The sequence below is a fragment of the Halorussus halobius genome (assembly GCF_004765805.1).
Taxonomy (GTDB): Archaea; Halobacteriota; Halobacteria; order Halobacteriales; family Haladaptataceae; genus Halorussus; species Halorussus halobius.
In genome coordinates this window covers 1,204,990-1,231,394 of the sequence record NZ_ML219773.1, presented here as the reverse complement: position 1 = coordinate 1,231,394, position 26,405 = coordinate 1,204,990, and the positions used below count along the sequence as shown (strand labels likewise).

The following is a 26,405-nucleotide window of genomic DNA, read 5'->3' as shown; positions in this document are numbered from 1 at the left end:
GTTGGGCCGGCCCGGGGCACAAAAGGGCGCCCCTCAGCGCCGCGGACGCGGCTTTGCGCGACGCCCTGGCGGTGGTCTACGACCGCACCGACGGCGGTTCCGAGGAGATCGCCTGGAGCGACGTCAACGACCAGCTCACGAGCGGACAGTGGGGTCGACTCATCCAGAAGGACGTCCTCCGGAGCGACGGCGACGAGTTCCGACTGGCCGACCCCGCCGCAGTCGAGAGCGCGCTCTCGGACGAGCCGACGGCGACCGTCCCGTCGTCGGGGTCCGGCGAGGACGACGCGCCCGACCCGGTCGACGACATCGACGACGACGAGTCGTCGTGGACGACGTGGGACAAACTCGCGGGACTCGGGTCGGTGGGCCTGTTTCTGGGCTACTCCCAGACGCCCATCCGGAACGCGGTCGGTGGGTTCATCAACGTGTTCGTCGGCCCGCTCGACGAGGTGTTGCCGTTCTACGTCATCGTGCTGATGCTGGCGCTGGTGACCGGTCTGGCCACCACGCTGTTGCAGGCGAACCTGATGAACATGGAGAAGATGAGCGCCTACCAGCAGCGCATGAAAGACATCCAGGAGAAGCGCAAGAAGGCCCAGGAGCGTGGCGACGACGAGGCCATGGAGCGCATCCGCGAGGAGCAGATGGACGCCATGGGCGACCAGCTCGGCATGTTCAAAGAGCAGTTCCGCCCGATGGTGTGGTCGATGTTCTTCACCATTCCCGTGTTCCTCTGGATATACTGGAAGGTGTTCGGCGGCCACATCCCCGACGCCGAGTGGCAGATAGTCGCGCCGCTGGTCGGGGAAGCCGGCTGGCAACAGGGCATCGTCGGCCCGATGCAGCTCTGGATCGTCTGGTACTTCCTCTGCTCGATGGGGTTCACCCAGCTCATCCGGAAGTCGCTGAACATCCAGACCACGCCGACGTAGCCGGCGTCCCCGGCCGTCCCGGTTCGCACCCTCGACGTTCTCATCGACTCGTTTCCGCCGGCGAGACGACGGCTCCCGAGTTGTGCGGGACGCTCGACGTTCGCGTGCCCGTCCTGCACTTCGAGGCGGTCGACTCGCCGAGTGCACTCGAATCGCCGGGACCAGAACATCGACCCCGGCCGTTCTACTTCGACACCGGACCGAGCGAAATCCTCTGCGACGGGTACGGACGACCGAGGAAAGGGAACGAAACGGTTGGCGGTCAGTGGCTCGCCTCGTCGATGGCGGTCTCCAGTTGCGCGACGGCCCGCTCCAACCGGTCGCGCGGTATCGTCAGCGGCGGCTGGAACCGCATCACGTTGCTGTAGAAACCGCCGACGCCGACCACGACGCCCGCCTCGCGGAGCCGTTCGCTGACGCGTGTTGCGAGGTCGGGGTCGGGCGCGGGCGCGACGCCCCGCGGGCCCGTCCGCTCGGGGTCGACCAGCTCGACGCCGTGCATCAGGCCCAGTCCGCGCGTGTCGCCCACGACCTCGAAATCGGCCTCTAGATCGGCGAGGCGGTCGCCGAGCCAGTCGCCGTTCTCGGCGCTGGCGTCTACGATTCCGTCCAGAAGTTGCTCGAGGTTCGCGAGGGCCCCAGCGCACGCCACCGGGTTCCCGCCGAACGTCGAGAGGTGGTCGCCCGACTCGAAGCTGTCCGCCACGTCGGCCGACGCGGTGAACGCGCCGAGGGGCAGGCCGTTGGCGATGCCTTTCGCCTGCGTCAGCACGTCGGGGGTCACGTCGAAGTGGTCGCTCGCCCAGAACGCGCCGGTCCTGCCGTAGCCCGTCTGGACCTCGTCGACCACGAGGAGCGCGCCGTGGTCGTGCGTTATCTCCCGGACGCGGTCGAGCCACTCGTCGGAGGGAACGACGATGCCCCCCTCGCCCATCACGGGCTCGATCACGACCGCGGCGACGTCGCCGGAGGTGTGGGAATCGATGACGTGTTCGAGGTCGTCGGCACACGCGCCGGTACAGCGGTCACCGTCACAGCGCGGACACCGATAGGCGTACGGGGCCGAGAAGTGGGACACGTCGTTGAGGGTCGGAGCCATCCCGTCCTTGTACGACTTGTTGCCGGTGAGCGCGAGGCTCCCGAGAGTGCGACCGTGGAACCCCATCTCGAGCGCGACGATCTCGGTGTTCCCGGTGTGCTTGCGAGCCAGCTTGATCGCGCCCTCGACGGCCTCCGTGCCCGAATTGCAGAAGAACGTCTTCCGGAGGTCGCCGGGGGTGACCTCGGCGAGCCGTTCGGCGAGTCGCGCCATCGGTTCGTTCGGGTGGACGTACGAACAGCCGTGGACGAACTCGTCGAGCTGGTCCTTTGCCGCCTCGACGACCGCCTCGTTACCGTGGCCTGCGTTCGTCACCGAGATGCCCGAAAAGCAGTCGAGGTACTCGTTGCCCTCGAAGTCTTCGAGGGTGTGACCGTCGGCCCGCCGGACCGGCACGTCGAGCGACTTCCAGATGGGCATCACGTACTCGTCGTATTTCGATTCGACCGCGCTATTTGACGAAATTTCTCTATGCTCCCGATTACGCATACTGTGATAGTCAAAACCGAGCATATTATTAACTGCGGTATCCAAGTTCGGCATCCTACCAACCAGTGAACGTCCATCACGAGACGCCGGGAGCGAATGCGGACGGAACCGACACGATTGAACAGCCGTTACGAACGAGCCGGACACTATGACAGAGTATACGGAATCGAACGAGGTAGAGTGGGACTTCAAGGACCGAGACGTGAAGATACTCACCGAACTCTCCCGCAATCCCGAAATCTCCTCGCGCGAACTCGCGGACAGACTCGAAGAAGAACACGGTATCGACGTGTCCCACGTCACCGTCAGCGAGACCATCCGGAAGATGCGGGAGGCCGGTGTCTACCGGGAGGCCATCATGCCGAACGAGTCGTTCTACAACTTCGCGCTGTTCGAGTTCAAGTTCAACACGGACAACTTCGACGAGCGGTGGGAGGACGCGATGGAAGCCATCGAACGCGACAAGCAGACGCTGATGTTTTTCATCTCGAACGGCGAGTACCAGTGGAAGAGCATCATGATGTTCCGGACCCGGCGCGAGGAATCGCAGTGGATTCACGAGTTCTACAAGGAGTACGGCGACGTCGTGAGCAACATCCGCAACTCGGTGGTCCACAACCTGCTGAAGTTCCGCACCGACCCGGAGATATTCGAGTTGCTCGAAGTCGAGGAGTGAGACGCCCCTCTCGGAGCCCTGGAGTTTACATTGTTCGATGCTCGTGACCGGGAGCGGCGCGACGGGGTGTGTCGGCCCCCGCTACGGAACGTCGCGGAGCGGTCGCCGAGGTGACAGCGAGGCGTCGCTCCCGGTACGGGGCGGCTGGGACCGGGTTCGTCGCCGGGACCGGTATTGAATAATGTAAGGTGTTACCCCAATCTATTTGTAGTTTGTAAACAGTTGCTCCCGTATGGCGAGCGACGCTTCCGGAGGGCAGTTCGAGGTCCACCGCGAGGACGACCTGACGATACCGGTGGACGGCGAGACGGTCGCCGCGACCCGGTTCGCGCCGGGGGACGCGACCGACCCGCTACCGACGCTGTTGATGTACGTTCCGTACCACAAGGACACCCTGACCCCGTACACCAGCATGGAACCGCTGATCCGGTATCTGGTCAGAAGCGAGTACAACGTCGTGGTGGCGGACGTGGTCGGAACCGGCGCGTCGAGCGGCACCAAGGCCGAACCGGGGTCGATGGACGAGGGCGAACACGCCGCACGAATCGTCGAGTGGCTCGCGGACCGCGCGTGGTCGACCGGCAGTGTCGGGATGTTCGGCATCTCGTACGGCGGGACGACGAGCCTCAAGGCGGCGGCCGAGAACCCCGACGCGCTCGACGCCATCGTCCCCATCCACGGCCCCCACACCCAGTACCGGGAGACCTACCAGGGCGGGTCGTTCGCGCTCTACCGGATGGGAGGCAACTGGACGCCCTACATGCAGGTGCTCGCGGCGCTTCCGCCGAGCCGCCGCGACCCGGACGGTCGCTGGGCGGACGTCTGGAAGGCCCGGCTGTCCTCGCTCAGGGACCAGGAGCCGTGGCTCTTCCAGTTTCTCGAACACGAGTCGAAAGACGAGTACTGGCGCGGGAAGGACGTTCCCGTGAGCCGGATAGCGGTACCGACCTTCGCGGTCTGTGGCTGGCGCGACCGGTACGCTCGCTCGACCGTCGAGTACTTCGAGGCCATCGACGCCCCGAAACGGCTCCTGTTGGGCCCGTGGCGACACGAGATGCCCCACCGGGGCCGGGAGACCGCCGTCGACTTCCGGCGGCAGGTCGTCGAGTGGTTCGACCACTACCTGAAGGACGGCGACACGGCCGCCCCGGAGCGACCGGAGATAGCCGTCTGGACCGAGCGCGACGGCGGCGGGACGGTCGGAGGCGGGACGTGGCGGCAGTTGGACTCGTGGCCCGAGGCGGGCGAGGGCGAGGACCTCGCGTTCGCCGCGTCGCCGTCCGGCCTCGTCGACGCGACCGAGTTCGACGCCGGCGAGGTCGAGCGCGAGTACGAGATAGACCACACCGTCGGCGTCGACTCGCTGGACGACGTGTACGTCGGGAGCGAGCCCACCGACACGAACGCCGACGACGCCCGGTCGATGTCGTTCGAGACCGAGCCGTTCGAGTCGGCCGTCGAGCTGACCGGAACGGGCGAGGCCCGGCTCCGGATAACCTCGACGGTCGAGGACCCGTATCTGGCCGTCCGACTCCTCGACGTGTCGCCCGACGGGTCGGCCACGCTGGTCACCCACGGCGAGCTCCGCGCGAAACACCGCCGCGGGTTCGACGAGTCCGACGAGCTGACCCCCGGAACCGAGTACGCGGTCACCGTCCCGCTCAAGCCGAAATCGCACGTGTTCGAACCGGGACACAGGCTCAGGGTCGCGGTCAGCGGGGCGTACTTCCCGTTGAACTTCCCGTCGCGCGAACAGGGCGCGCTCGTCCTGTCGTCGGCCCCCGAGTCGCCATCGGTCGTCCGGTTCCCCGGCCGGACCCACGGTGACGGCGCGACGTTCGACGACGCGATAGCGATGTCCGGGCCCGACGAGACCGTCCCCCGCCACCCACAGCGCGTCCACGGCGAGCGCTCGACGTGGCGGGTGACCCGCGACCACCTGAACGACAGCGCGACCGTGGTGACGGCCGACGCGTTCGACGCCGACTTGCCACACGCCTCCCTGTCGTTCTCCGAGGAGGTCACCGCCGACGTGGTCGCCGACGACCCGGCGTCGGCGGCCATCCAGTCGGACATCGAGGCCAGCCTCGACTATCCGACCGAGACCGTGACCGTCCGCGCGACCAGCCGAGTGACTCGCGACGTGGCCGACATCGACCTCACGGTCCGCGTGGACGGACAGACGGTCTTCGAACACCGGTGGCACCGGTAGGTCCCCGTCGGCGTCACGAAGCGCCCCGTAGCGGTCGGTCCCACCGGGGCGGTGAACGGTCGGCGAAAAGAGGGGCCGCTACTCTTCTTGGGTCGCGATGCGCTCGACGTGGGTCAGGCTCACGGCGACCAGGATGAGGACGATGGCGACGACGAGGAACAGCACGCTCGCCGCGTTGACCTCCGGCGTCGCCCGGTGTCTGAGCTTCGACCAAATCCACGTCGGGAGCGTGTCGATCGTCGACCCCTTCAGGAAGTAGGTCAGGACGAACTCGTTGAACGACATCGTGAACGCCATCAGTCCGCCGGCCAGGACGCCCGGGTAGATGTTCGGCAGCGTGACCTTCACGAACGTCTCGAACTCGTCCGCGCCGAGGTCCATCGACGCCTCTTCGAGACGCCGGTCGAACGAGTAGAGGGTCGGGAGGATGATGAGCGTGGCGAACGGGAGCGCCTTGATGGTGTGGCCCACGACGATGGGCCAGAACCCGGACCCGATGCCCACGAGGCCGAAGAACATCGTCATCGCGATGCCGGTGACGATGAGCGGGATGATGAGCGGGAGCGTGACGAGCAACTGGAGCAACCGCTTGCCCCGGAACACGTACCGGTCGACCGCGTACGATATCATGGTCGCGATGCAGACCGTGGCCGGCGTCGCGATGAGGCTGATCTTCACCGACGTCAGTATCGCGTCGATGGCCGCCTGGTCGTTGACCAGCGTCTCGTACCACTTCACCGACAGCGACTCGGGCGGGAACGACAGCACCGCCTCGGGCGAGAACGACATGATGGTCACGACGGCTATCGGTATCCAGAGGTACGCCATCAGGACCGCGACGGTGGCGTATCCCAGGACGCGCCCGTACTTCTGGGCCAGTCCCTCGACGTGGTCGACGAGACTGTCGTTCATGCGTCTCCCTCCGCCATGTCGAAGACGCTACCGCCGACGTAGAGGCTCGCGGCCAGAACCGCCACCACGACGGCCGAGACCACGGTGCTCATCGTCGCGCCGAACGGCCAGTTGAACGACTGGGTGAACTGCTGTTCGATGACCATCCCGATCATCGTCAGGTCGGCCCCGCCGAGCATCTTCGGCGTGACGAACGCGCCGTAGATGGGGATGGTGACGAGGATGACCGCGACGGTGACCCCGTTCATCGTCATCGGGAGCGTGACCGTGAGAAACGCCTTGATAGGTCCGGCCCCGAGGTCCTTCGCCGCGTCGATGAGGTTGGGGTTGAGGTCGGTCAGCGACGCGTAGAACGTCAGAACCGCGAGCGGCAGGTAGATGTAGACGAACCCGATGAGTGCCGCGTCGTACGAGTAGAGGAGTCCGAGGGGGTTCTCGATGACGTTCATCGCCAGCAGGACCGTGTCGAGCGCGCCGTCCTGCTGGAGGATGTTTATCCACGCGTACATCCGGACGATGTAGTTCGTCCAGAACGGGAGGATGACCAGCAACAGGAGCGTGGACGCCCGCCGCGTGAACCGCACCAGGCTGTAGGCGAGGAGGTATCCGAGGACCAGCGCGACGACCGTCGTCTGGATCGTGATGACCGCCGTCTGCCAGAGCACGTCCACGTACACGCTGGTCGAGAAGAACTTCACGTAGTTGTCGAGGGTGAACGGCGCTGGCGGCAGGTCCGTGAGAAACGAGAGCCCGAACATGAGCACCAGCGGCGCGACGAAGAACGCGCCGAGCAACACGAACGGGCCCGCGACCAGAAGGAACAGCCGGAGCTTCGGCCGGTCCCGGAAGTAGTCCGTGACTGCGTTGGCCCGCCGCTTCACGCCGGCCGTGTACCAGTTACTGTCTGACAGTGACATGCGGACGTTATCCCTCCGACGGGAAGACGTACGTGTTCGCGTCGTCCCACGACAGGAACACCTCGTCGCCGATGTCGAACTCGCCTGTCTCGGCGTTGACGGTGAACGCCTGCTCGTCCGAGTCGACGAGATACGTTATCCCTTCACCTTTGTAAATCCGGTTCGATACGGTTCCGGCTACCGAGGCGTCGGCGGGTTCGTCCCCGGACAGTCGCACGTCGTGGGGACGCACGCAGAGGTCTACCGCCGCGTTTTCGGTCAGGTCGTCGCTGGCGTGTATCTCGTCGGTGGCCAGCGCGACCGACGTGCCGTTCCCGTGGAACTCGAACGTGGTCGTCCGGTCCGACACGTCCCCGACGCGGGCGTTCGCCGTGTTGACGTCCCCGATGAAGTCGGCGACGAACTGAGACGCGGGCGAGTCGTAGAGGTCCTCGACGGACCCGCTCTGTTCGATCTGGCCGTCGTTGAGCAGGATGAGCCGGTCCGATATCGACATCGCCACCTCCTGGTCGTGGGTGACGTAGAGGGAGGTAATCCCCGTCTCCTGTTGGATGCGTTGTAGCTCGAACTGCATGTGCTGGCGGAGCTTGCGGTCGAGGGACCCGAGCGGCTCGTCGAACAACACGAGCTCCGGTTCGTTGACGATGGCCCGGGCGAGCGCGACCCGCTGTTGTTCCCCGCCGCTCAGTTCGTCGGGCGACCGCTCGCCGTACCCCGAGAGTCGGACGACTTCGAGCATCTCCTCGACGCGGCGCTCGCGCTCGTCGGCCGGGACGCCGCTCTGCTTGAGCCCGTAGCCGACGTTCTCCGCCACGGAGAGGTGGGGAAACAGCGCCAGGTCCTGGAACATCATGTTCACGTCCCGCTGGAACGGCGGCGCGTCGGTCACGTCCTCGCCGCCCAGCACGACGGCCCCGTCGGTGGGGTCCTCGAACCCGGCTATCATGCGGAGTATCGTGGACTTCCCGGAGCCGCTGGGTCCGAGGACGGTGACGAATTCGCCGTCGTCGACGTCGAACGAGACGCCGTCTACCGCGACGACGGAGGGGAACTCCTTCGTCAGGTTCTCTATTTGAAGTAACGACATGATGGGGTCTGTGTCAGCTAGACTTGACTGCCGTCCAGATTTCGTCGTAGCGTTCGCGAACCTCGTCGTCGAACGGCCGGCCGAAGACGAGCCGGTCGTCCCACTCGTCGGGCCACCGGTAGAAGTCGAGTTCTTCCTCCGTGATGTCGCCGGCGTCTAGCTCCTCCGAGAAGATGTCCCCGAGGTTCTCCTGTTGGACCGGCGGGAGGTACCCCATCGTGAGGAGGAGCTGTTTCGACTGTGCGGGTTGCATCGCCCAGTCGACGAAGTACAGGCTCGTCATCGGGTTCGGGGCACCCTTCGGGATGACGATGTCGTCGACGTTGAAGTACGTCCCCTCCTCCGGGACCGTGAAGTTGATGGGCGCGTCGTTGTCGAACCGGGCCAGGAACGTCTGGCCGTCGAGCAGCGGTCCGACGACTGCGTCCTCGTTGGTGAACATCCCGCGGGCCTGGTTGTAGCCGCTCCAGTACGTGTTGACCAGCGGCTTTTGCTGTTCGAGGACTTCTTCTATCTCGTCGAAGTCGTCGGGGTCGAACGGGTCCTGGCCCGTGTACCAGGCCGCGATGGAGCAGCTCGACGTGGCGCTGTCCCGCATCAGTATCTGGCCCTCGTACGCGTCGTCCCAGAGGACGCTCCACGACTCGGGAGCGCCGTCGAAGACCTCGGTGTTGTACGTCAGCGACGGGAAGATGCTGACCGCCTGGGGCATCGCGTACACGTCCCCGTCCTTCGATTTGTACTCCCTGGTGCTCTCTTTGACGTACTCGGGGATGGCCTGCCACGAGTCCATCTCGTCGACCGGGAGCGGTTCGAGGTGGTCGTTGTTCATCGCGCGGTTGGTCCAGTCGGTGGTCAACCCGACGTTGTCGATGCTGTGGTCGCCCGACTCGAACTTCGAGTATACCTCGGCCCCGCTGGAGTACGACGGCTTGTTCACCGTGACGTCGATCTCGTTCTGGAAGTTCTCGACGGCCCAGTCGCGCCACGAGAAGTACCAGTTCCAGACGTTGAGTTCGTCGCTGTACTCGCTCGGCGGAACCGAGTCGGCCTCGATGGGACGGCTGGCACCGCCGTCGTCGCCGCCACCGACGCCCAGACACCCCGCGGTACTAGCAAGCCCCGTCACGCCCGTCGCTTTCAGGAAGCGCCGGCGGTTCAGCTCGGTCGGCCGGAACCACGCCCGACCGTGTTTGTCTTCGTCACTCATGGACGGCTCGGGATTTGAGGGCATGTGTAATAAATCTTGGTAACTATATTGCCCCTCTACACGAACACTGATTGCAAATTCGGCGGTAAAGTTAACACTGATGAGTGGTATAGTGTCCCAACGGCATGAGTACCATACAACGGAACGACCGTCGCCGAGTGTCGGAGTCGGTGACGGACCTCCTCCCGGAAATCGAGGAGTTCGCCTGTCGGCTGGTGAGCGAGCCGACCGTTCGAGGTGACGAGACGACAGCACAGGAACTCGTCGTGGACCGTCTCGACGACCTCGGGTTCGCGGTCACCACCGTAACCGCCGACGACGTGGCCGGAATCGAATCCCACCCCGAGTTCGCGAGCGACGACCGCTCGTACGAGGACAGGCCCAACGTCGTCGGCGAGCGTGCGGCGAGCGGCGACGGTCGCTCGCTCCTCTTCAACGGCCACGTCGACGTGGTGCCGCCGGGAGACCCCGACCAGTGGTCGTTCGACCCGTACGCGGGCGCGGTGCGGGACGGTCGCCTTCTGGGCCGGGGCGCTTCGGACATGAAAGGCGGCCTCGCGGCCATGGTCTACGCGGTCGAAGCGGTCGAGCGGGCGGGGTTCGAACTGCTCGGCGACGTGACCGTCGAGTCGGTCATCGAGGAGGAGGCGGGCGGGTTCGGCGGAACGCTGGCGACCGTCCTCGACCGGGACGCCGACGCGATGCCGGACGCGGTCGTCGTCCCCGAACCGACCGACTTCGATCTCTGGATAGCCAACGACGGCGTGTCGTACTTTCGGGTCACGGTAGAGGGCAAGAGCGCTCACGCCGCCGAGACCGACGACGGCGTCAACGCCATCTCGAAGCTCGTTCCCATCTACCAGGCCCTCTCGGACCTCCACGACGAGCGCAAGGAGACCGTCCACGACGACCTCTTCGAGCAGTGGCACGAACACACGGTCTCGCTCAACCTCGGCACCCTCCACGCCGGCGAGTGGGCCTCCAGCGTTCCCGACGAGGCCGTCCTCGAAGCGCGGGTCTCCCACGCGCCCGACGAGACCCGCGAGGAGGTCCAGGAGGCCGTCGAAGCCACGGTCCGACGCGCGGCCGCCGGCGACCCGTGGTTCGAGGCCCACCCTCCGGAAGTCGAGTGGTTCGGCTGGCGCGGGAGCTCCGCGAAGGTCTCCCCCGACGCGGACATCGTCGAGACCGTCCAGCGGGTGGCCGAGGACGGGCTGGACCGGACGAGCCGGGCCAAGGGCTTTCCCGGCGGCATCGACACCCGGTTTTTCGTCAACGACGCCGACACCCCGGCGATCTGTTTCGGTCCCGGCGACCACAACATCCACGGGACCGACGAGTACCTGCCGGTCGAAGAGCTCGCGGAAGCCACGCTCGGGCTCGCGCTGATAGCGATGGAGTGGTGTGGCTACGCGTCGGCGGAGGACGGCGAATGAGTACGAGCCGACCCCGCAACGCCGGGTCCGAGCGCGACAAGACCACCGACCTCGAATCCGCTATCTCCCGGTACGTCGCCGAGGGCTGCTCTATCGCGTTCGGCGGGATGGGCGGTCGCGACCCCGAGGCCGCCGCCCGCGAGATAGTCCGGCAGGGAACGGGCGGGCTCCGGGTCCTCGACGACGCACGGACCACGCTGTTCGACATGATGGTCGGGGCGGGCTGCGTCGACGAGTACGTCGGTTCGTGGGTCGGAACCAGCCTCATCTCGCAGGGCCACAACGCCCGCCGCGCGGTCGAGGACGACGTCCCCCACCACCTGACCATGCAGGACGTGTCGAACTTCGGGGCGTCGCTGATGTTCTTCGCCGGGGCGATGGACGTGCCCTTCGTCCCCACCCGGTCGATGCTCGGGACCGACATCCCGGAGCTCAACGACGACATCGAGGTCGTCGACGACCCGCTGGGCTCGGGCGACGAGCTGGCGCTGATTCCGGCCGCGACCCCCGACGTGGCGATAATCCACGTCCAGCGCGCCGACCGTCGGGGCAACGCCCAGATTTTCGGCAACGTCGTCAACGACCACCTCAAGGCGCGGGCGGCCGACGCGACCGTCGTCACCTGCGAGGAGGTCGTCCCGACCGAGACCATCGAGCGGACGCCCGAGCTCACCCGCATCCCGTCCTACACCGTGGACGCGGTCGCGGAGGTGCCGTTCGGCTGTCACCCGTGGCACTGTTACGGCCACTACTACGCCGACCTGCCGTTCTACCGGGAGTACGGCCTGCGGTCTCGCGAGCGCGGGGACTTCGACGACTGGCTGGACGAGTGGGTGCTCGGCCACGAGGAGTACCTCGAGAAGGTGGGCGCGGACCGGCTGGCCAGACTCGAGGAGATGGAACAGACCATCAACGGAGGGCGATTATGAGCGAGACCGAGGCGGGCGACGGTCCGCCGGGCGACGCCCGGAGCGAGGTCGAGTATCCGGTCGACGTGGACGACCCCCACGAACCGGCCGACGACTACTCGCTGACCGAGCTCCTCGCGGTGACCGCCGCTCGCGAGATCGGTACCGGCGAAACCGCGTTCATCGGCGTCGGGATGTCGCTCATCTCGGGCGTGCTGGCCAGACACACCCACGCGCCCGACTGCCAGCTCGTCACCGAGTCGGGGTACGTCGGTGCCCAGCCGCCGGGCGTCGTCCAGTCGATATCCGACACCGTGCTGGGCGTCGGCTCGGTCGTCGCCACCGACCAGATGCAGATATTTATGGACAACCAGCGCGGACTCCTCGACGTCGGCATCATCGGCGCGGGACAGATAGACAGGTACGGAAACACCAACTCGACGGTCGTGACCGGCGAGGACGGGAGCTACGACGACCCGACGGTCCGGTTACCCGGGTCCGGCGGGAGCAACGACATCATGACCTCCTGTGGCCGCACCGTCGTCGTGATGCGCCAGCAGCGCCGCGCGTTCACGACCGAACTCGACTACGTGACCGCGCCGGGCCACCTCGACGGACCGGGCGCACGCGAGGAGCTGGGACTGGGCGGCGACGGCCCCGAGACCGTCATCACCGACCTCGCGAGGTTCGGCTTCGACGACGACACCAAGGAGATGACCCTGACCGCGACCCACCCCGGCATCGACGTGGGCGACGTTCGCGAGGAGGTCCAGTGGGACCTCGCGGTCGCCGACGACGTGGCGACCACGCCCGCGCCGACCCGGGGCGAGGTGGCGGTCCTGCGAACCATCGACCCCACCGACATCGTGTTGCGGGGGACCGACCGCATCTACGAGATCGGGTTCGAGGAGTGGGCCGACGAAGTCGAGAAACACTGGAAGCAACTCATGGAGCGACAAACATGACCGACGAAAAGCGAGAACGCACGCTCACACCGGGCACGGAACTGGGCGGGATGTTCCCTCGCGCCTTCGGCGAGGACTACGTGACCATCGTCAGAGGCGAGGGCCACCACGTCTGGGACGCGGACGGCAACAGGTACGTCGACGCCGTCTCGGGCAACCAGAACGTCAACATCGGCCACGGCCGCGAGGAGATCGCCGAGGCCGCCAAAGAGCAGATAGAGACGCTGGAGTACACCTCCAGCATGCTGTTCGCCAACGAGCCCGCAATGGAGTACACCGAGAAGATCGCGGAGTTCACGCCCGACGGCTTCGAGCACGCGTGGCTGGTCGGGAGCGGGTCCGAGGCCAACGAGAGCGCGGTCAAGATGGCCCGCCAGTACCACTTCGAGCGCGGCGACGAGCGCAAGTACAAGGTCGTCTCGCGCAGGCGGAGCTATCACGGCAACACCGCGGGGGCGATGGCGCTGTCGGGGTTCCCGGCCCGCAAGGACAAGATGGAACCCCTGTTCCAGGACTTCCCCAAGGCCCCGAGCGCGTCGCCGTACCGGTGCGAGTACTGCGGCGGCGACGGCGGTCGGGAGTGTGGCGTCGAGTGTGCGAACGCTGTCGAGCGCCTCATCCAGGACGAAGGCCCCGAATCGGTCGCAGCGTTCATCGCGGAACCGGTCACGGGCGCGGCCAACGCCGGGGCCTATCCCCACGACGGCTACTTCGAGCGCGTGCGGGAAATCTGCGACGAGTACAACGTCCTCTTCGTCGTCGACGAGGTGATGTCGGGGTTCGGCCGGACCGGGGAGAACTTCGCCATCGAGCACTGGGACGTGACCCCCGACATCATCACCGGCGCGAAGGGGATGAGCGGCGGCTACACTCCCGTCGGCGGGACGATGCCACACCGACGAATCGTCGACGTGTTCGAGGACGCCGACGACGGCTTCCAGCACGGTCACACCTACTGTTTCAACCCCACGTCGGCGGCCATCGGGACGGCGGTCCTGGAGTACATGCAGGACCGCGACCTCGTCGCCAACGCCCGGCGCGTCGGCGAGTACCTCCGCGAGCGGTGTCGGGAGTTCTACGACTACGGGATGGTCGGCGACGTCCGCGGCAAGGGGCTGATGGTCGGCGTCGAGTTCGTGGCCGACCGCGAGACCAAGGAACCGCTCGCCGAGACCGGTGGAGAGTTCCAGGACCTGCTGTTCGAGCGGGGACTCGACAACGGAATCGTCACGTATCCCGGTGGCGGTCACGTCGACGCGACCGCCGGCGACCACACGCTCATCACGCCGCCGCTGACGATAGGCGAGGACACCGTCGACGAGCTCGTCGACCGGATGCACGCGACGCTCGCGGACGTGGAGTCCGAACTGTCGACCTGAGTCGCCGGCTCGACCGCGGTGTCCGGGAGACGACGCGTCTGGCGCTCCCGCCGAGGCCCGCGCAGCCGTCGGGGCCGGCCCGGCCGACCACCAGGCGCTACCGCCCGGACGCGTCCGAGTGCGGACGGCGTCAGTTCACCGACCGGTCCTCGTCGCGCCAGTAGGGCTCGCGCAACTGCTCTTTGTCCACCTTCCCGTGGGGGGTCGTCGGGAGTTCGCTGGCGAACTCCACCGACTTCGGCTTCTTGTAGTCGGCCAGTCGCGAGTCGGCGTAAGCGGCCACGTCCTCGGGCGCGAGCGCGTCCGGCGACTCGGGCACCACGACCGCGTGGACCGCCTCGCCCCAGTCGTCGTCGGGGACGCCGAACACGGCGACGTCGGTAATCTCGGGGTGGGTCCCCAGCGCGTCCGCTACCTCCTGGCTGTAGACGTTCATGCCGCCCGAGACTATCACGTCCCGCTTGCGGTCGAGCAGGTAGAGGTAGCCCTCCTCGTCGAATCGTCCGATGTCGCCGGTGAACACCCACCCGTCGCGGAGCGTCCGGTCGGTCTCGGCCGGCCGGTCGTGGTACCGCTCGAAGGCGTACGGCGCGGCGACCGCGACCTCGCCGGGTTCGCCCCGGGGCCTGTCCTCGCCCGTCTCCGGGTCCGCGATTCGGACGTCGGCCAGCAGGCAGGGCTGGCCCGCCGACCGGAGCCGCTCGGCGCGGTCGTCGTCGCCTTCGTCTGCCGCCCGCGCGGCCACGGCGTGCTCCTGGCGGCCGAGCGTCGTGACGAGGTTCGGGACCTCGGTCTGGCCGTAGAACTGGCAGAACACCGGCCCCAGCTCCGCGATTCCCTCCCGGAGGCGGTCGGGACGCATCGGCGCGGCACCGTAGACGATGCGGTCGAGCGACGAGCAGTCGTAGCTCTCGACGCCGTGGTCGAGCAGGCGATATATCATCGTCGGGACCATGAACGTCCACGTCACGGCCCGTCGCTCGACGGCCGCGAGCGTCCGCTCCACGTCGAACTCCCGGTGGACGACGATGGTCGCGCCCGCGAGGAGGTTCGCCCAGAGGAACGTGCCCGCCGAGTGCGACAGGGGCGTGACCACGAGGCCCGTGTCTCCCCCGTCGAAGCCGAGTTCCGCGAGGTGGGCGTAGAGATTCGACGAGAGGCCGGCCTGCGAGTAGACGACGCCCTTCGGTTCGCCGGTCGTCCCGCCGGTGTAGAAGTGGCCCGCGACGTCACCGGGAGCGACGTCGACCGCCGGTGCAGTCGCGTCCACACCGTTCCCCTCGGCGAGCAGTCGACCGTACCGGTGGACCGTCGCGTCGCCGACCGTCGGCGTCCCGTCCCGGCCCGTTCGCTCGCTCGCGTCCACGAGGACGACGTCGAGCGACTGGTCGAGCGTCTCGGTCGCGGTCGCCACCGCGTCGGCGTGCTCGGCGTCGCAGACGACCGTCCGCGCGCCCGAGTCGGCGAGGACGTGGCGGACCTCCGACGGCGCGAGCATCGGATTCATGGGCACCCGAGCCGCCCCGCGTTTCACGATGGCGAGGTCGACGACCGGGTACGCCGGCCGGTTCGAGAGGAGGACCGCCACCCTGTCCTCGGGGTCGACGCCCAGTTCGTCGAGTGCCGTCGCCAGCGCCGACGACCGTCGGTCGAGGTCCGCGTAGGTGAGGCGACGGTCGCGGGCTACGACCGCGGTCCGGTCGGCGTACTTCCGGAGGGCCTTCTCGAACAACGGCGGAAGCGTTTTCCGGGCGAACCCGCTCATACCGCCACTTGTGAATCGTGCGGGATAAAGGATTGGCTGCGAACGCCCCGGCGGTCCAGCCGGTCGCCCCGGACCGCTCGCGGCGTCGAGGGCCGGTCACGCTCCGCTTTCGCCGACCACGTCCTCGACCTGCCACTCGGGCAGGACCAGCAGCTGCTCGTCGTCGGCCAGTTCGTCGGTCGTGACGAATTCGAGGCGGTCGCCGCCCGTCACCGCGGTCCCGCCGCCGTAGACCTCGTCCCAGTGGTCGGCCACCGCGTCGGGGACCTGTAGCTGTCGACTGTCGTCGGCGATGGCCGTACTGGTGAGAAATCGGACGCCGGGGTCGTCTTCCAGCGGGTCGTACAGTTGCGAGGCGAGGACCGCGCCGTCGGCCTCGCGGACGCCCCAGTAGACCTCGCCGCCGGACTTCACCAGTTCGAGGTTGACCGCCTTCTGGGGTACCGGAGCCTCCCGGGAGTCACCGTCGATCGACGCGCCGCCGAGTCGCTGGTAGTCGGGCATGGTCACGTAGGTCGACGGCCCCACCGGTAGCTCCTGTGGCCGCGACGCGGCCGTCGACCGACAGAGGGATTGCCCTTCGGCGCGTGCGGTCGGCCATGGCGACGAGTTCGAGCGCCGACTCGACCGAGGGGACGCGGTCGGACGACGAGCGGACTTCACGCGACGAACAGGTCTCGCACGACGGCTCCGCCGCGCGCGCGGACGAGGACTCGGCATCGACGCTCGACCGACTCGAAACCGTGGCTCGGTCGGTCCGATTGGCCTTCTTCGGCTTCGTCGTGGCGCTCGCGCTGGTGCCGGCCGTCGCGCTGTGGGCCGGGGCCACGCCGTTCGACGCGCCGCCGACCCGGCCGTACTTCGCGTTCGTCCTCGCCGCGGTGGTCGGCACTGCGGCGCTGATAGCGGTGGCCGTCGCCGACGCGTAGCCCCGAAGCGAAATCTTCTGGCACGTGCGGGCCCACGTTCCGTCCATGAGCAGGACGCCGTTTCGCGACCGGCTGTACCCCTGCGCGCGGTGTTCCCGGGACGTGCGCGTCTCGTCGGTGTTCTACCACTACCGCGCGGCCCACGACGAGGGATTGGTCCGGGCCGAGCGCGACGGCACCGACGCCTGTGCGCTCTGCGGGATGGAACTGCCCCCCGAGGGCGCGACCGACGCGTGGAAGCTCCGCGTCCGACACTTCCGGGACTACCACGGGAAGCGGCTGGTGGACGCCGACGCGATTCGGTAGCGCGGGGGCCCCGGCCGACCGCGCCGACTCGGCGCACGAATCACCGCCGTTGCCAAAGTATTTGGGTCGAGGGGCTCTCTAGAGGAACATACATGTCTTTTCGAACAGTCGGTAGACAGCGCGGTGCTTTCACGGACGAACGACTCGAACGCTTTTCGGGTGGGCAGTGAACCCGAGTCGCGTCGACTCGATAGTCGACCTCACGTACGGCCTGTTGATCGCCGTCTCGGTCGGCCTCATCGTGGTCGCCGGCAACGCCATCGGGCTGGCGTTCGGATTCGGGGTCCTGCTCTCGTACGTCATCCACGTCGTCTGGAAGATGGCCCGGTTCGACCCCGACTGGATGACCACGGCGGTCAAGGAGACCGTCGAGGAGACGGTCGACGAGAAGGTGGGCGAAACCGTCGAGAAGACCGTCGGCGAGACGGTCGAGGAACAAGTCGGCGAGACGGTCGAAGAGAAGGTCGGAGAAACCGTCGAGAAGACTGTGGGCGAAACCGTCGAGAAAACCGTCGGCGAAACCGTCGAGGAGACGGTCGACGAGACGGTCGGCGACGCGGTCGAGGAGCAGGTCGGCGAGACGGTCGAGGAGACCGTGGAGAAGACGGTGGACGAGACAGTCGAGGAGAAAGTGGGCGAGACAGTCGAGGAGAAAGTGGGCGAGACAGTCGAGAAAACCGTCGGCGAAACCGTCGAGGAGAAGGTCGGCGAGACGGTCGAGGAAACGGTGGAGGAAACCGTCGAGGAGACAGTGAGCGACACGGTCGAGGAGACCCTGGAGGAGCAACTGGAGTCGAAAGCCGGCGACGAGTGGGAGGACGCACAGGAGAGCGACGTGTGGGACGACGACCGGGCGGGCGAGGTCGGACCGGACGACGAGCGAGCCGGCGACGTCGGACCGGACGACGACCGAACTGGCGACGCCGAGGCGGACGACGATTGGGAAGACGAGGACGAGGCGGACGTCTGGGACGACGAAGGGGCCGCGGGCACCGGCGACGACCCCGCGGGCGAAAGCGACGACGCCAGCACCGACGGGGAGAGTGACGAGGAGGACGACGGCGAAGACGACCCCGCCACCGCGGTCGGGAGCGACTGATGGTCGAGGTACTGCTCGTCGTCGGCGTCCTCGTCGCGATGTTCGTCGCGTACAACATCGGCGGCTCGACCACGGGGCCGGCGTTCGGGCCGGCGGTCGGTGCGGACGCCATCTCGAAGACGGGCGCGGCGGCGCTGATGGGCGTGTTCTTCTTCCTCGGCGCGTGGACCATCGGCCGGAACGTCGTGACGAAGCTCGGGTCGGAACTGGTCGTCGACCCCGGCGTGTTCACGCTCGAGGCGTCCATCACGGTGCTGTTTTTCATCGGCATCGCGTTGCTCGTGGGCAACGTCTTCGGGGTGCCCGCTTCCACGTCGATGACCGCCGTCGGAGCCATCGCGGGGCTGGGCCTCGCGGGCGGCGTGCTGGACTTCGCGGTCATGGGCGAAATCGTCGTCTGGTGGGTCGTCTCGCCCATCATCGGGTTCTGGGTGTCGCTGATAGTCGGCCGGTACTTCTACGCGCGGCTCAACCGGATGGTGGCGATGGAGCGCAGCGACGGCCCGCTGCTCGACGTCGACCGGTCGGGCGTCCTCCCGATTCCGCGCGTCCATCGGACGACCAACCGGCGCGAGCTAATCGGGACCGTCACCGTGGTCGCCATCGGTTGCCTGATGGCGTTCAGCTCCGGCACCTCGAACATCGCCAACGCGGTCGCTCCGCTGGTCGGCAGCGGCGAACTCGCGATGGACCCCGCCATCCTCCTCGGCGGGGTCGCGGTCGCAATCGGCGCGTTCACCATCGCTCGCCGGACGCTGGAGACGATGGGCAGCGACATCACCGAACTCCCCCTGACGGCCGCCATCGTCGTCGCCACCGTCAGCTCCACGCTCGTCGTCTTCCTCTCGGCGCTTGGCATCCCCGCCAGTTTCGTCGTCATCGCCACGATGTCCATCGTCGGGCTCGGCTGGGGCCGCGCCACCCGGCCCGTGACGGTTCCCGAGGCCGTCTCGGGCGAGGAGGCACCACGGGTCACGGTCGACGCGCTGGCGGCCGACGAGGAGGGCGAGCGACTGCCGCCCATCGGCGAAGAGGACGCCGAGGAGGTCCCCAGCGGCGCGGACCTGTTCAATCCGGCGACGACCGCGCGGGTCGTGTTGATGCAGAACGTCGTACCCGCGATAGCGACGCTGGGCGCGTATCTCACCTTCCGGTTCGTGCCGATGTTCGGGTTCTGAGCGGCGTCCCCTACTCGCTTCTCAGCGCCGCTTCGATGGCCTCCAGTTCCGCCTTCCGAAACTGGTGGTTCGCACTTTCGGGGTCGTCCTCGTCCAGCACGCCGACGCTCCGGAGGATGCCGGTGCGCATCTCGGCCGTCGGCGGGAGACGGTTCGAGTCCACGTCGTAGCCCTTTTAATCTCTTCCGTGACCGGATAGAGGAAACTTCGCCAGTCTAAGAATCGGCCGCCATCGTAGCGACAGGACACTATTATAATGGTAACGTCTGTACAGCAATAGTATGGCAATCTACGTCGATGACCCTCTCAATTCGAACGACGAAGACTGGGACATCAGCAAGTTCCACAGCGATAGCGAATACTTCGTTAAGCGACCACCCTACCAACGAAAGACCGTCTGGGATACCGGAAAGAAGAAGGAACTAATCGATAGCTTCGTTCGCCAACTCTACGTTCCACCTGTTGTAATCCGGCAAGTCGTCCTCGACGGTAACGACCTCCGTCTCGAAGTCGTCGACGGCCAACAGCGAATCACCGCGATTCAGGAATTCTTCGAGGACGAATTCGCGCTCCCCGATAGTCCCGAACTCCGCGAACTCAACCCAGAGCACGAGATTGCTGGGAAACGATACTCCGAACTTAGCGCGGACGTCCAGGAGTATATCGACTCCCAGTGTTCGCTCAAAGTCATCAAGCTGCGCGGCATCGACGACCCCGACGACAAACGCCATCAGGAGCTAGCGACCAAGGTCTTCTGGCGACTCCAGCAGGGCGAACACCTGACCAACATCGAGAAGAACCACAGTAAGACCTACAGTCCCGTTCGGAACTTCATCGTCGAGACAGCCGACGACATCAGTTTCGACCGAGAGAACTACGAGAGCCGGGATAACAATCCGAATCGCCACGAGTTCTTCACCCTTCTCGCTCGGAACAACGACCGACTTCAGCAACTCTCGCTCCTCGCTCGCTTCATCCTGATCGAGATTGATGAAGGCCCGACGAAGGTAACCGGGAAAGAGGTCACCAAACTATTCGACTGCAAGCGCGAAGGATTCACCGTCCACGAGGACTTAGAAGAATTCAAACAACGCGACGAGATTCAGCGCGTTCAGCGGATGCTCGACCTCCTCACGGAACTCTACCGCGATACCGACCTCAAGAACTCGAACGGCGAGATAGAGTTCCTAAACAAGGAATACTTCATCCTCAGCCTGTACTCTCTCATCCGCGAGTTAGAGTTTGGAGACTACAACTTCGGGCGAGACAACTACGACGAGGTGCGAGAGTTTACCGAGGAGTGGTTCAAGCGATTCGAAGTTGAGGATACAGACGACAGCGAAATGCTTCAATTCAAAGAGGCGCGCCAGCAGAACCGAGGAGCAGTCAACAAGCGACATTACATCCTCGAAAATGCGTTCTGGGAGACGGGGCCGGATATTCAAGAAACCGACAGTCAACGGGTATTCGACAGAGGTCAGCGAATTAAGCTCTTCATCGAGAGCGACCGGGTCTGCGAGATGTGTATAGATGATGGAAAGACCGAAGAGGAGGCCAAAGTCTCGTGGAGTAACTGGGACGCGGACCATATCGAGGAACATTCACAGGGCGGTCAAACTGTTCTTGAGAACGCACGGGTACTCTGCCCCTCTCATAATCGCGGACGGTAGCGTCCAGTATGAGAACCAAGATTATGACAAACTGAGACTGGCGGATAGAGACGACAACCGTAGGGATTCGGAAAGGCCTCGGCACTCACGGAGGCTCCGGTTAGTACTAACTATAAAAATATTGATGGTTATCTTGTTGATGTGGAGACGAACGGAGGAGCTGTTAGATGACTGGTTGGAAGGAGAATATGGGTATGTCGCAAGACACCGGACTGGTGAAAATCTACGTACCGATGAGCCACAAGGAAGCGTGGCAGCAAGAAGCGGACGAGAAAAACTATAAGAGTACTAGTAAGTACTTGCACGAATTGGTCCAAGAAGCTCGGGCGATCAGGGAGGAAGGATTCCTCGCGCCCCAGGGCAGCGATCAAGAAGTCCAGCGGCTCAAGAAGAAAATTGAGGAGTTGGAGAATCGACTGGCGGAAGCGAAACAGCAGAGCCGCGATTCAGTGACGATTGACGACGCGGCGTTCCTGAAGCAGTTCCTTACCGAGGAGTACCAGACCTTCGACGAAATCCTACAGAAGGTCGTCGAGAGTGAGACGATAGATGAACTGTTGCGGAACCCTATCGAAGACGAACTGTACTTCCTGGCCGCTCGTGAGGAAGTCGAGTTCGAGCACGGCCACGGTTGGAGGCTCGCCAATGGGGGTGAGCGGTAATGGCCGACGACTGGTACGAGACGGTCTACGAGAACAAACACGACGCGATCAACGACTTCCTCAAGCAAAAGCAGACGACCGGCCGTAGTCCACGAACCTTGAACTCCTACAGTAGGGTGTTGAAGCGGTACTACCACGAGCATTTCCCTGACTTGACGCCGGCAGAGACAGAGGTGCGGCACATCGAGGAGTATCTGCGTATCTTGGACGACCGTGACGTGAGTCAAAACACAAAACGACGCTACCTCGAATCACTATCGGCATTCTTCAGCTACGCGATGAAACGCCCCCGATTCGAGGAGATTACGGGGAATCCAGCTGGTGTCGTACTGGAAGAGATCCCGAAGCAAATCCGGCAGCGACCGGACTGTGCGACGTGGGAGAACGCGAAGAAGATCGTGAAGGCGATTCCGAACCCACGAAACAAGGCCGTTGCAGTCCTGTTAGCGAAGACTGGGTGCCGGTTACAGGAGGCGTTGGAAATCAAATTGGATGACCTGATGCTTGACGATGGGTTCATCCGCTTGCGGGAACGGAAGGGTGGGAAGCAGACGGTTGTGCCGATTGACCGGGAGACGATTCGGACGATCAAGCGGTTCAGACTGATCCGCCGGGACACCGATCTGGATTACCTGTTCGTGAGTATCCGTGACGACCGGTTGACGAAGACCGTGATCCAGCGGGCTGTGCGTGAGGCAGCAATCCGGGAGGGAGTTATGGGGGATGGCGAGGACAGGTTTCACAAGAAGTTCACGCCGCATACCTTTCGGACGGTGTTCACGACGTTGATGCGGAATCAGGGGATGAAGCAGCACGTTCTTCGGTACATTCGTGGTGATGCGGAGAGTGAGACGATGGACATCTACACACGGGTCGATAGAGACGAAGCCCGAGAAGAGTATCTGGACTGCATCAAGCCGATTGGCCTATAGCATAGAACCGAGGAAGCCATTAGGACAGAATAGCAATGAAACTTCCTCGGCTGAGAGTTGTAGCATCCAGACGATAGACGCCTGATGTCTTAAATTCGGAAGTTATTGTATCGTTTTTGTCCCGACGAGATATGCTCACGATAGCATTTTCTTTTCCCGGTCTGAACTGTCGCTAGGTATGAGTTCACTCCTCGGCGGAGGCACACAATCAATCCGGATAGATGCCTTCCTGTACCCACTCGGGATCTGGGTAGCGATGGCGATTGTCGCCGTAGTGAACGGCGGCTTTAGAGAGGTGATCCTGATCCCTCGTGTAGGCAAATATATTGGACATATTATAAGTACGGGACTTCTTGTTGCCGGGATACTGGTAATCTCCTTCGTCTATTTCCAGCGGACATCCATCGAGTATTCGTTCGTTGAATTAGTGCTGATCGGACTCCTCTGGACTATCCTCACCGTCGGATTCGAGTTTCTCGTCGGCTACGTTGAAGGAACTCCGATCTCGGTTACACTTGGTCAGTACAACGTGCTGGCAGGACAAGTCTGGATTGCCGTTCCACTTACGCTCTTCGTGAGTCCACTTCTTTTCGGCTGGTATCTCTCTTAGTACGCGGTGGACGAGCAATCATGTCATCAATACGGTTTCACACACATTGCAGCGTTTGATACCGAGGCTGATCTGCTTCTGAACTGGTTACGATTAATTGCGGTCGTATAACGAGAGTGTGATATACACTACTACGACAGCAGCAATGCTTCCACCAACGATGACTTCGGATGTGAGCACACCTCGTCCAATATTCACGTATCTGAGTGCGAAGAGCACGAGTAACGCTAACCCGAATACTGCGTACGCAGTTGCGGCTCGACGCATACCGAGACTCAACTCGTCTCCACCGATCCACAGTCCGACAAACACGACAACGCCAGCGAGCAACCCGACAGGGAGACCGATAATCGCGGAAAACTCCATATTTAGGAGTTCGATGACCAAGACAGCGACAAGAAGAAAGGATGTAATTCCCGCACCAACCGCCGTGAACAGCTTTCGTACGTCCATAATCCGGTCTTTGTCGAGGCCCGGTGATAATTCTGCGGAGCCCCCTCTTCACAAACTCGTCAGTATGTCATCACCACTGTTTGTCGACTAAGAACGGCGTGTATGCAGCGGTCATTTTACATCTGAACTTGAGGCGCGGGACAGCAGGTACACTGCGAGTCCGCCCAACACGATATCAAGTCCGATCAGGACGGCTACACCGGGTGCGACTCCGTTGAGTACACCATCAAACCACGAAACATCGATGACTGTCATCACGTCCTGGTCAATCATAAGCGAGCGTGCAGCATCAACGCCATACGTGACGGGATTGAAACGAGCGAACGTCTGAATCCAGCCGGGGAGTGCTTCAAGTGGGAGGAATGCGCTCGACAGGAACAATAGCGGGAATTGCAACAGGTTTGCACCGATGATCGTCGATTCTTGATCCCTGGTGAGGATTGCTAATGCGTTCGAGAACGCGACGAACCAGAGCGAAAACAAAATACCGACCACGACGATTCCACCTGCGCCGACGATACCGGTGACAATCTCCGCACCGAGGAGGACCCCGAGTCCGAGAATGATCGCTATCTGAACGGCGATCCGGAACACCTCCGCAGCGGTCTTGCCGAGGAAGACAGCCGTACGATTCATCGGCGTGACGAGCACCTTTTCGAACATTCCGTTCTCAATGTCATTGACCAGACCCACGCCCGAGGTAATAGCCGCTGCGAGGGCGACCTGAATCGCAATCGCGGGCACCAGATACGTTTCGTAACTGATTCCCGGGAGTCCCTGGTTGACAGCGCCACCAGCCACGTTTCCGAACACCTCGGTGAACAACACCAGGAAGATAATCGGCTGGACGAGTGAGACGACCAAGACGAACGGGTTCCGGACGGCCTTGAGGTTCCACCGCTTGAAGTTCACCCACACGTCTCCAGCGAACGTATTCCCGGAACGTGCGTCCGGGCGTACCGAAGATACTGGCGTTTCCTCGTCGGCTCCTGGCGCACTCATTTTTCGGCCTCCGTGTCGTTGGTGTCGAGTTCCTCACCAGTAATGGCCAGGAACACGTCGTCGAGGGTCGGTGCACGGATGTTGAACCCGGTTACCGTCAACTCTGCGTCCCGGAGGGCAACGAGTAGGTCGGTCCCATGCTGCCGAGCTGTCTCCGCGGTGACGCTGATGCCCTCGCCCGTTTCGGTGACAGACGCGTCGGCAAACGCATCGAACTCTCGTGCAATCGCCGCGGCCCGTTCCCGGGCTGCTCGACCGCCCTCCAGTTCCACGTCGAGGACCTCGCCGCCGACTTCGCGTTTCAGGTCCCCGGGACTCCCCTCTGCTACTATTTCTCCGCCGAGGATGACGGCGAGGCGGTCACAGAGTTGGTCAGCCTCTTCGAGATACTGTGTGGTCAGGAAGATAGTGGTTCCGAGGTCGTTGATACGCCGGAAGTAGTCCCACAGGCGGTTGCGGGCCTTCGGGTCTAGTCCCGTCGTCGGTTCGTCAAGAAAGACCAGTGGCGGGCGGTGGACCAGCGCAGTCGCAGCGTCCAGTCGCTTCTTCATGCCACCCGAGAACTCCTCGGCCCGCTTGTCTGCGACGTCGGCAAGGTCAACTAGATCGAGTAATTCGGTGACCCGCTCGGATCGTTCTCCCCGCGGCACTCCGTAGGCCTCACAGGCGAACCGGATGTTCTCCTCGGCTGTGAGTTCCGGATCGATGCTCGTTTCCTGAGCCATGTACCCGATCGACTCTCTGACCTTGCGGGCTTCCGAGCGCACGTCGAAACCGTTGACCCGAACCTCCCCGCTGGTCGGGGACAACAGCGTCGCGAACACCTTGATTGTCGTCGTTTTCCCTGCCCCGTTTGGTCCGAGAAACCCGAAGAACTCTCCTTCCGGGACGGCCATGTCTATTCCTCGGACGGCGGCAGTCCCGTCAGAGTAGACAAGTTCGAGCCCATCGACACCGATTGCGGTCGGCGGTCCAGCGTCGGCGGGCCTCTCCTCGCCGCTGGACCTGTCGTCTTGAAATAGGTCGGCTCCCTCTGATTCCGGTGATGACATACCCTTACTATTGGATATGAAGTAATGTACGTTCAACTTCGAAGTCTAGGTGTTGCTACAGAAGTTGAAGTTAGAGATCGTACTCAATCGCCCAGTGATGAAGGTGGGCGAATACGGGAAACAGCGATTCGGCCTTCTCAGTCGGTGTGTATTCGACTCGAGGCGGGACTTCGTCGTAGGCCTCCCGGTTGAGCAGCCCGGCGTCTGTCAAGTCTTGTAATCGCGTCGAGAGCGTGTTCGGCGCGACATCGAGTTCGGTTTCGAGGTCGCTGAACCGGAGTGGTCCCTCGGCGAACGCGAACGCACTCAGAACCGCCATCGTGTGAGTCTTCCCGAGGAGGTCGAGCAGTTCTGCGACCGTGTGGCTGATGCGTTCCTGTTCCTCGGGGTCGAACGATTCACGAAGCGCAATCGCTTCCTCACGGGACAACCCCGCGCTCAAATCAGGAACGTCCGGCTGATCGCTCGGTCCGTTCATGGGTGTTTGAATATCGCCACTTGCTAATTTGTATCTTTGGTTGT

Annotated in this window: 27 protein-coding genes; 15 read left to right on the top strand and 12 right to left on the bottom strand. The window is 64.1% G+C overall.

Annotated elements, in window-relative coordinates; all coding sequences use genetic code 11:
- Positions 1-53: 53 nt before the first annotated feature.
- Entirely contained in the window at positions 54-935 is an 882-nt protein-coding gene (locus EPL03_RS06250) for a DUF106 domain-containing protein (RefSeq protein ID WP_135828455.1), read from the top strand.
- A gap of 262 nt (positions 936-1,197) precedes the next feature.
- On the opposite strand, the gene EPL03_RS06245 is transcribed toward EPL03_RS06250, so the two are convergent.
- The gene (locus tag EPL03_RS06245; RefSeq protein WP_135828454.1) at positions 1,198-2,523 is read right to left on the bottom strand and encodes an aspartate aminotransferase family protein; all 1,326 of its coding nucleotides are present in this window, start codon (positions 2,521-2,523) and stop codon (positions 1,198-1,200) included.
- 148 nt (positions 2,524-2,671) lie between these two features.
- Here EPL03_RS06245 and EPL03_RS06240 point away from each other — a divergent pair, with 148 nt between their 5' ends.
- Both EPL03_RS06240 and EPL03_RS06235 read left to right on the top strand, forming a co-directional pair.
- Positions 2,672-3,199 (top strand): winged helix-turn-helix domain-containing protein, encoded by a 528-nt coding sequence (locus EPL03_RS06240; protein ID WP_135828453.1) that lies wholly within the window; start codon positions 2,672-2,674, stop codon positions 3,197-3,199.
- A gap of 232 nt (positions 3,200-3,431) precedes the next feature.
- On the top strand, positions 3,432-5,411 hold the full coding sequence (locus EPL03_RS06235; protein WP_135828452.1) for a CocE/NonD family hydrolase: 1,980 nt from the start codon (positions 3,432-3,434) through the stop codon (positions 5,409-5,411).
- A gap of 78 nt (positions 5,412-5,489) precedes the next feature.
- Here EPL03_RS06235 and EPL03_RS06230 read toward each other — a convergent pair whose 3' ends face one another.
- From EPL03_RS06230 to EPL03_RS06215, 4 genes are read right to left on the bottom strand one after another with little or no spacing between them, the layout of a single operon-like run.
- A complete protein-coding gene (locus EPL03_RS06230; protein WP_135828451.1) occupies positions 5,490-6,323 on the bottom strand; it encodes an ABC transporter permease in 834 nt (277 codons plus the stop codon).
- Positions 6,320-7,240, bottom strand: coding sequence for an ABC transporter permease (locus EPL03_RS06225; RefSeq protein ID WP_135828450.1), 921 nt, complete (start codon positions 7,238-7,240; stop codon positions 6,320-6,322). The genes EPL03_RS06230 and EPL03_RS06225 overlap by 4 nt, the downstream gene beginning before the upstream one ends.
- Positions 7,241-7,247: 7 nt before the next feature.
- A complete protein-coding gene (locus EPL03_RS06220) occupies positions 7,248-8,327 on the bottom strand; it encodes an ABC transporter ATP-binding protein (protein WP_135828449.1) in 1,080 nt (359 codons plus the stop codon).
- A gap of 13 nt (positions 8,328-8,340) precedes the next feature.
- Positions 8,341-9,537 carry an ABC transporter substrate-binding protein gene (locus EPL03_RS06215; RefSeq protein ID WP_135828448.1) on the bottom strand — a complete coding sequence of 399 codons (1,197 nt, stop codon included), beginning with the start codon at positions 9,535-9,537 and terminating at the stop codon, positions 8,341-8,343.
- A 125-nt stretch (positions 9,538-9,662) separates the two neighbouring features.
- Here EPL03_RS06215 and EPL03_RS06205 point away from each other — a divergent pair, with 125 nt between their 5' ends.
- From EPL03_RS06205 to EPL03_RS06190, 4 genes are read left to right on the top strand one after another with little or no spacing between them, the layout of a single operon-like run.
- A complete protein-coding gene (locus EPL03_RS06205) occupies positions 9,663-10,973 on the top strand; it encodes an ArgE/DapE family deacylase (RefSeq protein ID WP_135828447.1) in 1,311 nt (436 codons plus the stop codon).
- Positions 10,970-11,902, top strand: coding sequence for a CoA transferase subunit A (locus EPL03_RS06200; RefSeq protein WP_135828446.1), 933 nt, complete (start codon positions 10,970-10,972; stop codon positions 11,900-11,902). The genes EPL03_RS06205 and EPL03_RS06200 overlap by 4 nt, the downstream gene beginning before the upstream one ends.
- The gene (locus tag EPL03_RS06195; RefSeq protein WP_135828445.1) at positions 11,899-12,846 is read left to right on the top strand and encodes a CoA-transferase subunit beta; all 948 of its coding nucleotides are present in this window, start codon (positions 11,899-11,901) and stop codon (positions 12,844-12,846) included. Before EPL03_RS06200 ends, EPL03_RS06195 begins: the two co-directional genes overlap by 4 nt.
- Positions 12,843-14,225 carry an aminotransferase family protein gene (locus EPL03_RS06190; RefSeq protein ID WP_135828444.1) on the top strand — a complete coding sequence of 461 codons (1,383 nt, stop codon included), beginning with the start codon at positions 12,843-12,845 and terminating at the stop codon, positions 14,223-14,225. The genes EPL03_RS06195 and EPL03_RS06190 overlap by 4 nt, the downstream gene beginning before the upstream one ends.
- 130 nt (positions 14,226-14,355) lie before the next feature.
- Here EPL03_RS06190 and EPL03_RS06185 read toward each other — a convergent pair whose 3' ends face one another.
- Positions 14,356-15,990, bottom strand: a complete 1,635-nt coding sequence (locus tag EPL03_RS06185; protein ID WP_135828443.1) for a class I adenylate-forming enzyme family protein — start codon at positions 15,988-15,990, stop codon at positions 14,356-14,358.
- 96 nt (positions 15,991-16,086) lie between these two features.
- Positions 16,087-16,494 carry a hypothetical protein gene (locus EPL03_RS06180; protein ID WP_135828442.1) on the bottom strand — a complete coding sequence of 136 codons (408 nt, stop codon included), beginning with the start codon at positions 16,492-16,494 and terminating at the stop codon, positions 16,087-16,089.
- A 95-nt stretch (positions 16,495-16,589) separates the two neighbouring features.
- Between EPL03_RS06180 and EPL03_RS06175 the strand changes: the two genes are divergently transcribed.
- The 4 genes from EPL03_RS06175 to EPL03_RS06160 all read left to right on the top strand — a co-directional run bounded on the left by EPL03_RS06175 (position 16,590) and on the right by EPL03_RS06160 (position 19,502).
- Complete coding sequence (locus tag EPL03_RS06175) at positions 16,590-16,919, top strand: hypothetical protein (protein ID WP_135828441.1); 330 nt, start codon at positions 16,590-16,592, stop codon at positions 16,917-16,919.
- A 45-nt stretch (positions 16,920-16,964) separates the two neighbouring features.
- Complete coding sequence (locus tag EPL03_RS06170; RefSeq protein ID WP_135828440.1) at positions 16,965-17,225, top strand: hypothetical protein; 261 nt, start codon at positions 16,965-16,967, stop codon at positions 17,223-17,225.
- 166 nt (positions 17,226-17,391) lie between these two features.
- A complete protein-coding gene (locus EPL03_RS06165; RefSeq protein WP_244605201.1) occupies positions 17,392-18,324 on the top strand; it encodes a hypothetical protein in 933 nt (310 codons plus the stop codon).
- Positions 18,324-19,502 carry an inorganic phosphate transporter gene (locus EPL03_RS06160; protein ID WP_135828439.1) on the top strand — a complete coding sequence of 393 codons (1,179 nt, stop codon included), beginning with the start codon at positions 18,324-18,326 and terminating at the stop codon, positions 19,500-19,502. Before EPL03_RS06165 ends, EPL03_RS06160 begins: the two co-directional genes overlap by 1 nt.
- Before the next feature lie 10 nt (positions 19,503-19,512).
- On the opposite strand, the gene EPL03_RS19825 is transcribed toward EPL03_RS06160, so the two are convergent.
- Positions 19,513-19,665 (bottom strand): hypothetical protein, encoded by a 153-nt coding sequence (locus EPL03_RS19825; RefSeq protein WP_168216191.1) that lies wholly within the window; start codon positions 19,663-19,665, stop codon positions 19,513-19,515.
- A 118-nt stretch (positions 19,666-19,783) separates the two neighbouring features.
- Between EPL03_RS19825 and EPL03_RS06155 the strand changes: the two genes are divergently transcribed.
- From EPL03_RS06155 to EPL03_RS06140, 4 genes are all read left to right on the top strand, one after another.
- Entirely contained in the window at positions 19,784-21,172 is a 1,389-nt protein-coding gene (locus EPL03_RS06155; RefSeq protein WP_135828438.1) for a GmrSD restriction endonuclease domain-containing protein, read from the top strand.
- Positions 21,173-21,339: 167 nt separating this feature from the next.
- Positions 21,340-21,834, top strand: a complete 495-nt coding sequence (locus tag EPL03_RS20295) for a hypothetical protein (RefSeq protein WP_210424905.1) — start codon at positions 21,340-21,342, stop codon at positions 21,832-21,834.
- Positions 21,834-22,766 carry a tyrosine-type recombinase/integrase gene (locus EPL03_RS06145; protein WP_135828437.1) on the top strand — a complete coding sequence of 311 codons (933 nt, stop codon included), beginning with the start codon at positions 21,834-21,836 and terminating at the stop codon, positions 22,764-22,766. The genes EPL03_RS20295 and EPL03_RS06145 overlap by 1 nt, the downstream gene beginning before the upstream one ends.
- 178 nt (positions 22,767-22,944) lie before the next feature.
- Entirely contained in the window at positions 22,945-23,376 is a 432-nt protein-coding gene (locus EPL03_RS06140; protein ID WP_135828436.1) for a hypothetical protein, read from the top strand.
- A gap of 93 nt (positions 23,377-23,469) precedes the next feature.
- Here EPL03_RS06140 and EPL03_RS06135 read toward each other — a convergent pair whose 3' ends face one another.
- The 4 genes from EPL03_RS06135 to EPL03_RS06120 all read right to left on the bottom strand — a co-directional run bounded on the left by EPL03_RS06135 (position 23,470) and on the right by EPL03_RS06120 (position 26,361).
- Positions 23,470-23,829 carry a hypothetical protein gene (locus EPL03_RS06135; RefSeq protein WP_135828435.1) on the bottom strand — a complete coding sequence of 120 codons (360 nt, stop codon included), beginning with the start codon at positions 23,827-23,829 and terminating at the stop codon, positions 23,470-23,472.
- A gap of 111 nt (positions 23,830-23,940) precedes the next feature.
- Positions 23,941-24,831 carry an ABC transporter permease gene (locus tag EPL03_RS06130; RefSeq protein ID WP_135828434.1) on the bottom strand — a complete coding sequence of 297 codons (891 nt, stop codon included), beginning with the start codon at positions 24,829-24,831 and terminating at the stop codon, positions 23,941-23,943.
- Positions 24,828-25,883, bottom strand: a complete 1,056-nt coding sequence (locus EPL03_RS06125; RefSeq protein WP_135828433.1) for an ATP-binding cassette domain-containing protein — start codon at positions 25,881-25,883, stop codon at positions 24,828-24,830. Before EPL03_RS06125 ends, EPL03_RS06130 begins: the two co-directional genes overlap by 4 nt.
- Positions 25,884-25,953: 70 nt before the next feature.
- Positions 25,954-26,361, bottom strand: a complete 408-nt coding sequence (locus tag EPL03_RS06120) for a winged helix-turn-helix transcriptional regulator (RefSeq protein ID WP_135828432.1) — start codon at positions 26,359-26,361, stop codon at positions 25,954-25,956.
- Positions 26,362-26,405: the final 44 nt, after the last annotated feature.

Coding starts and splice junctions, on each gene's coding strand:
- EPL03_RS06125 (WP_135828433.1), bottom strand. CDS start 25,883: ATGTCATCACCGGAATCAGAGGGAGCCGACCTATTTCAAGACGACAGG.
- EPL03_RS06185 (WP_135828443.1), bottom strand. CDS start 15,990: ATGAGCGGGTTCGCCCGGAAAACGCTTCCGCCGTTGTTCGAGAAGGCC.
- EPL03_RS20295 (WP_210424905.1), top strand. CDS start 21,340: ATGACTGGTTGGAAGGAGAATATGGGTATGTCGCAAGACACCGGACTG.
- EPL03_RS06200 (WP_135828446.1), top strand. CDS start 10,970: ATGAGTACGAGCCGACCCCGCAACGCCGGGTCCGAGCGCGACAAGACC.
- EPL03_RS06225 (WP_135828450.1), bottom strand. CDS start 7,240: ATGTCACTGTCAGACAGTAACTGGTACACGGCCGGCGTGAAGCGGCGG.
- EPL03_RS06135 (WP_135828435.1), bottom strand. CDS start 23,829: ATGGACGTACGAAAGCTGTTCACGGCGGTTGGTGCGGGAATTACATCC.
- EPL03_RS06155 (WP_135828438.1), top strand. CDS start 19,784: ATGGCAATCTACGTCGATGACCCTCTCAATTCGAACGACGAAGACTGG.
- EPL03_RS06130 (WP_135828434.1), bottom strand. CDS start 24,831: ATGAGTGCGCCAGGAGCCGACGAGGAAACGCCAGTATCTTCGGTACGC.
- EPL03_RS06120 (WP_135828432.1), bottom strand. CDS start 26,361: ATGAACGGACCGAGCGATCAGCCGGACGTTCCTGATTTGAGCGCGGGG.
- EPL03_RS06230 (WP_135828451.1), bottom strand. CDS start 6,323: ATGAACGACAGTCTCGTCGACCACGTCGAGGGACTGGCCCAGAAGTAC.
- EPL03_RS06235 (WP_135828452.1), top strand. CDS start 3,432: ATGGCGAGCGACGCTTCCGGAGGGCAGTTCGAGGTCCACCGCGAGGAC.
- EPL03_RS06215 (WP_135828448.1), bottom strand. CDS start 9,537: ATGAGTGACGAAGACAAACACGGTCGGGCGTGGTTCCGGCCGACCGAG.
- EPL03_RS06170 (WP_135828440.1), top strand. CDS start 16,965: ATGAGCAGGACGCCGTTTCGCGACCGGCTGTACCCCTGCGCGCGGTGT.
- EPL03_RS06160 (WP_135828439.1), top strand. CDS start 18,324: ATGGTCGAGGTACTGCTCGTCGTCGGCGTCCTCGTCGCGATGTTCGTC.
- EPL03_RS06180 (WP_135828442.1), bottom strand. CDS start 16,494: ATGCCCGACTACCAGCGACTCGGCGGCGCGTCGATCGACGGTGACTCC.
- EPL03_RS06205 (WP_135828447.1), top strand. CDS start 9,663: ATGAGTACCATACAACGGAACGACCGTCGCCGAGTGTCGGAGTCGGTG.
- EPL03_RS06245 (WP_135828454.1), bottom strand. CDS start 2,523: ATGCGTAATCGGGAGCATAGAGAAATTTCGTCAAATAGCGCGGTCGAA.
- EPL03_RS06190 (WP_135828444.1), top strand. CDS start 12,843: ATGACCGACGAAAAGCGAGAACGCACGCTCACACCGGGCACGGAACTG.
- EPL03_RS06175 (WP_135828441.1), top strand. CDS start 16,590: ATGGCGACGAGTTCGAGCGCCGACTCGACCGAGGGGACGCGGTCGGAC.
- EPL03_RS06220 (WP_135828449.1), bottom strand. CDS start 8,327: ATGTCGTTACTTCAAATAGAGAACCTGACGAAGGAGTTCCCCTCCGTC.
- EPL03_RS06240 (WP_135828453.1), top strand. CDS start 2,672: ATGACAGAGTATACGGAATCGAACGAGGTAGAGTGGGACTTCAAGGAC.
- EPL03_RS06195 (WP_135828445.1), top strand. CDS start 11,899: ATGAGCGAGACCGAGGCGGGCGACGGTCCGCCGGGCGACGCCCGGAGC.
- EPL03_RS06145 (WP_135828437.1), top strand. CDS start 21,834: ATGGCCGACGACTGGTACGAGACGGTCTACGAGAACAAACACGACGCG.
- EPL03_RS06140 (WP_135828436.1), top strand. CDS start 22,945: ATGAGTTCACTCCTCGGCGGAGGCACACAATCAATCCGGATAGATGCC.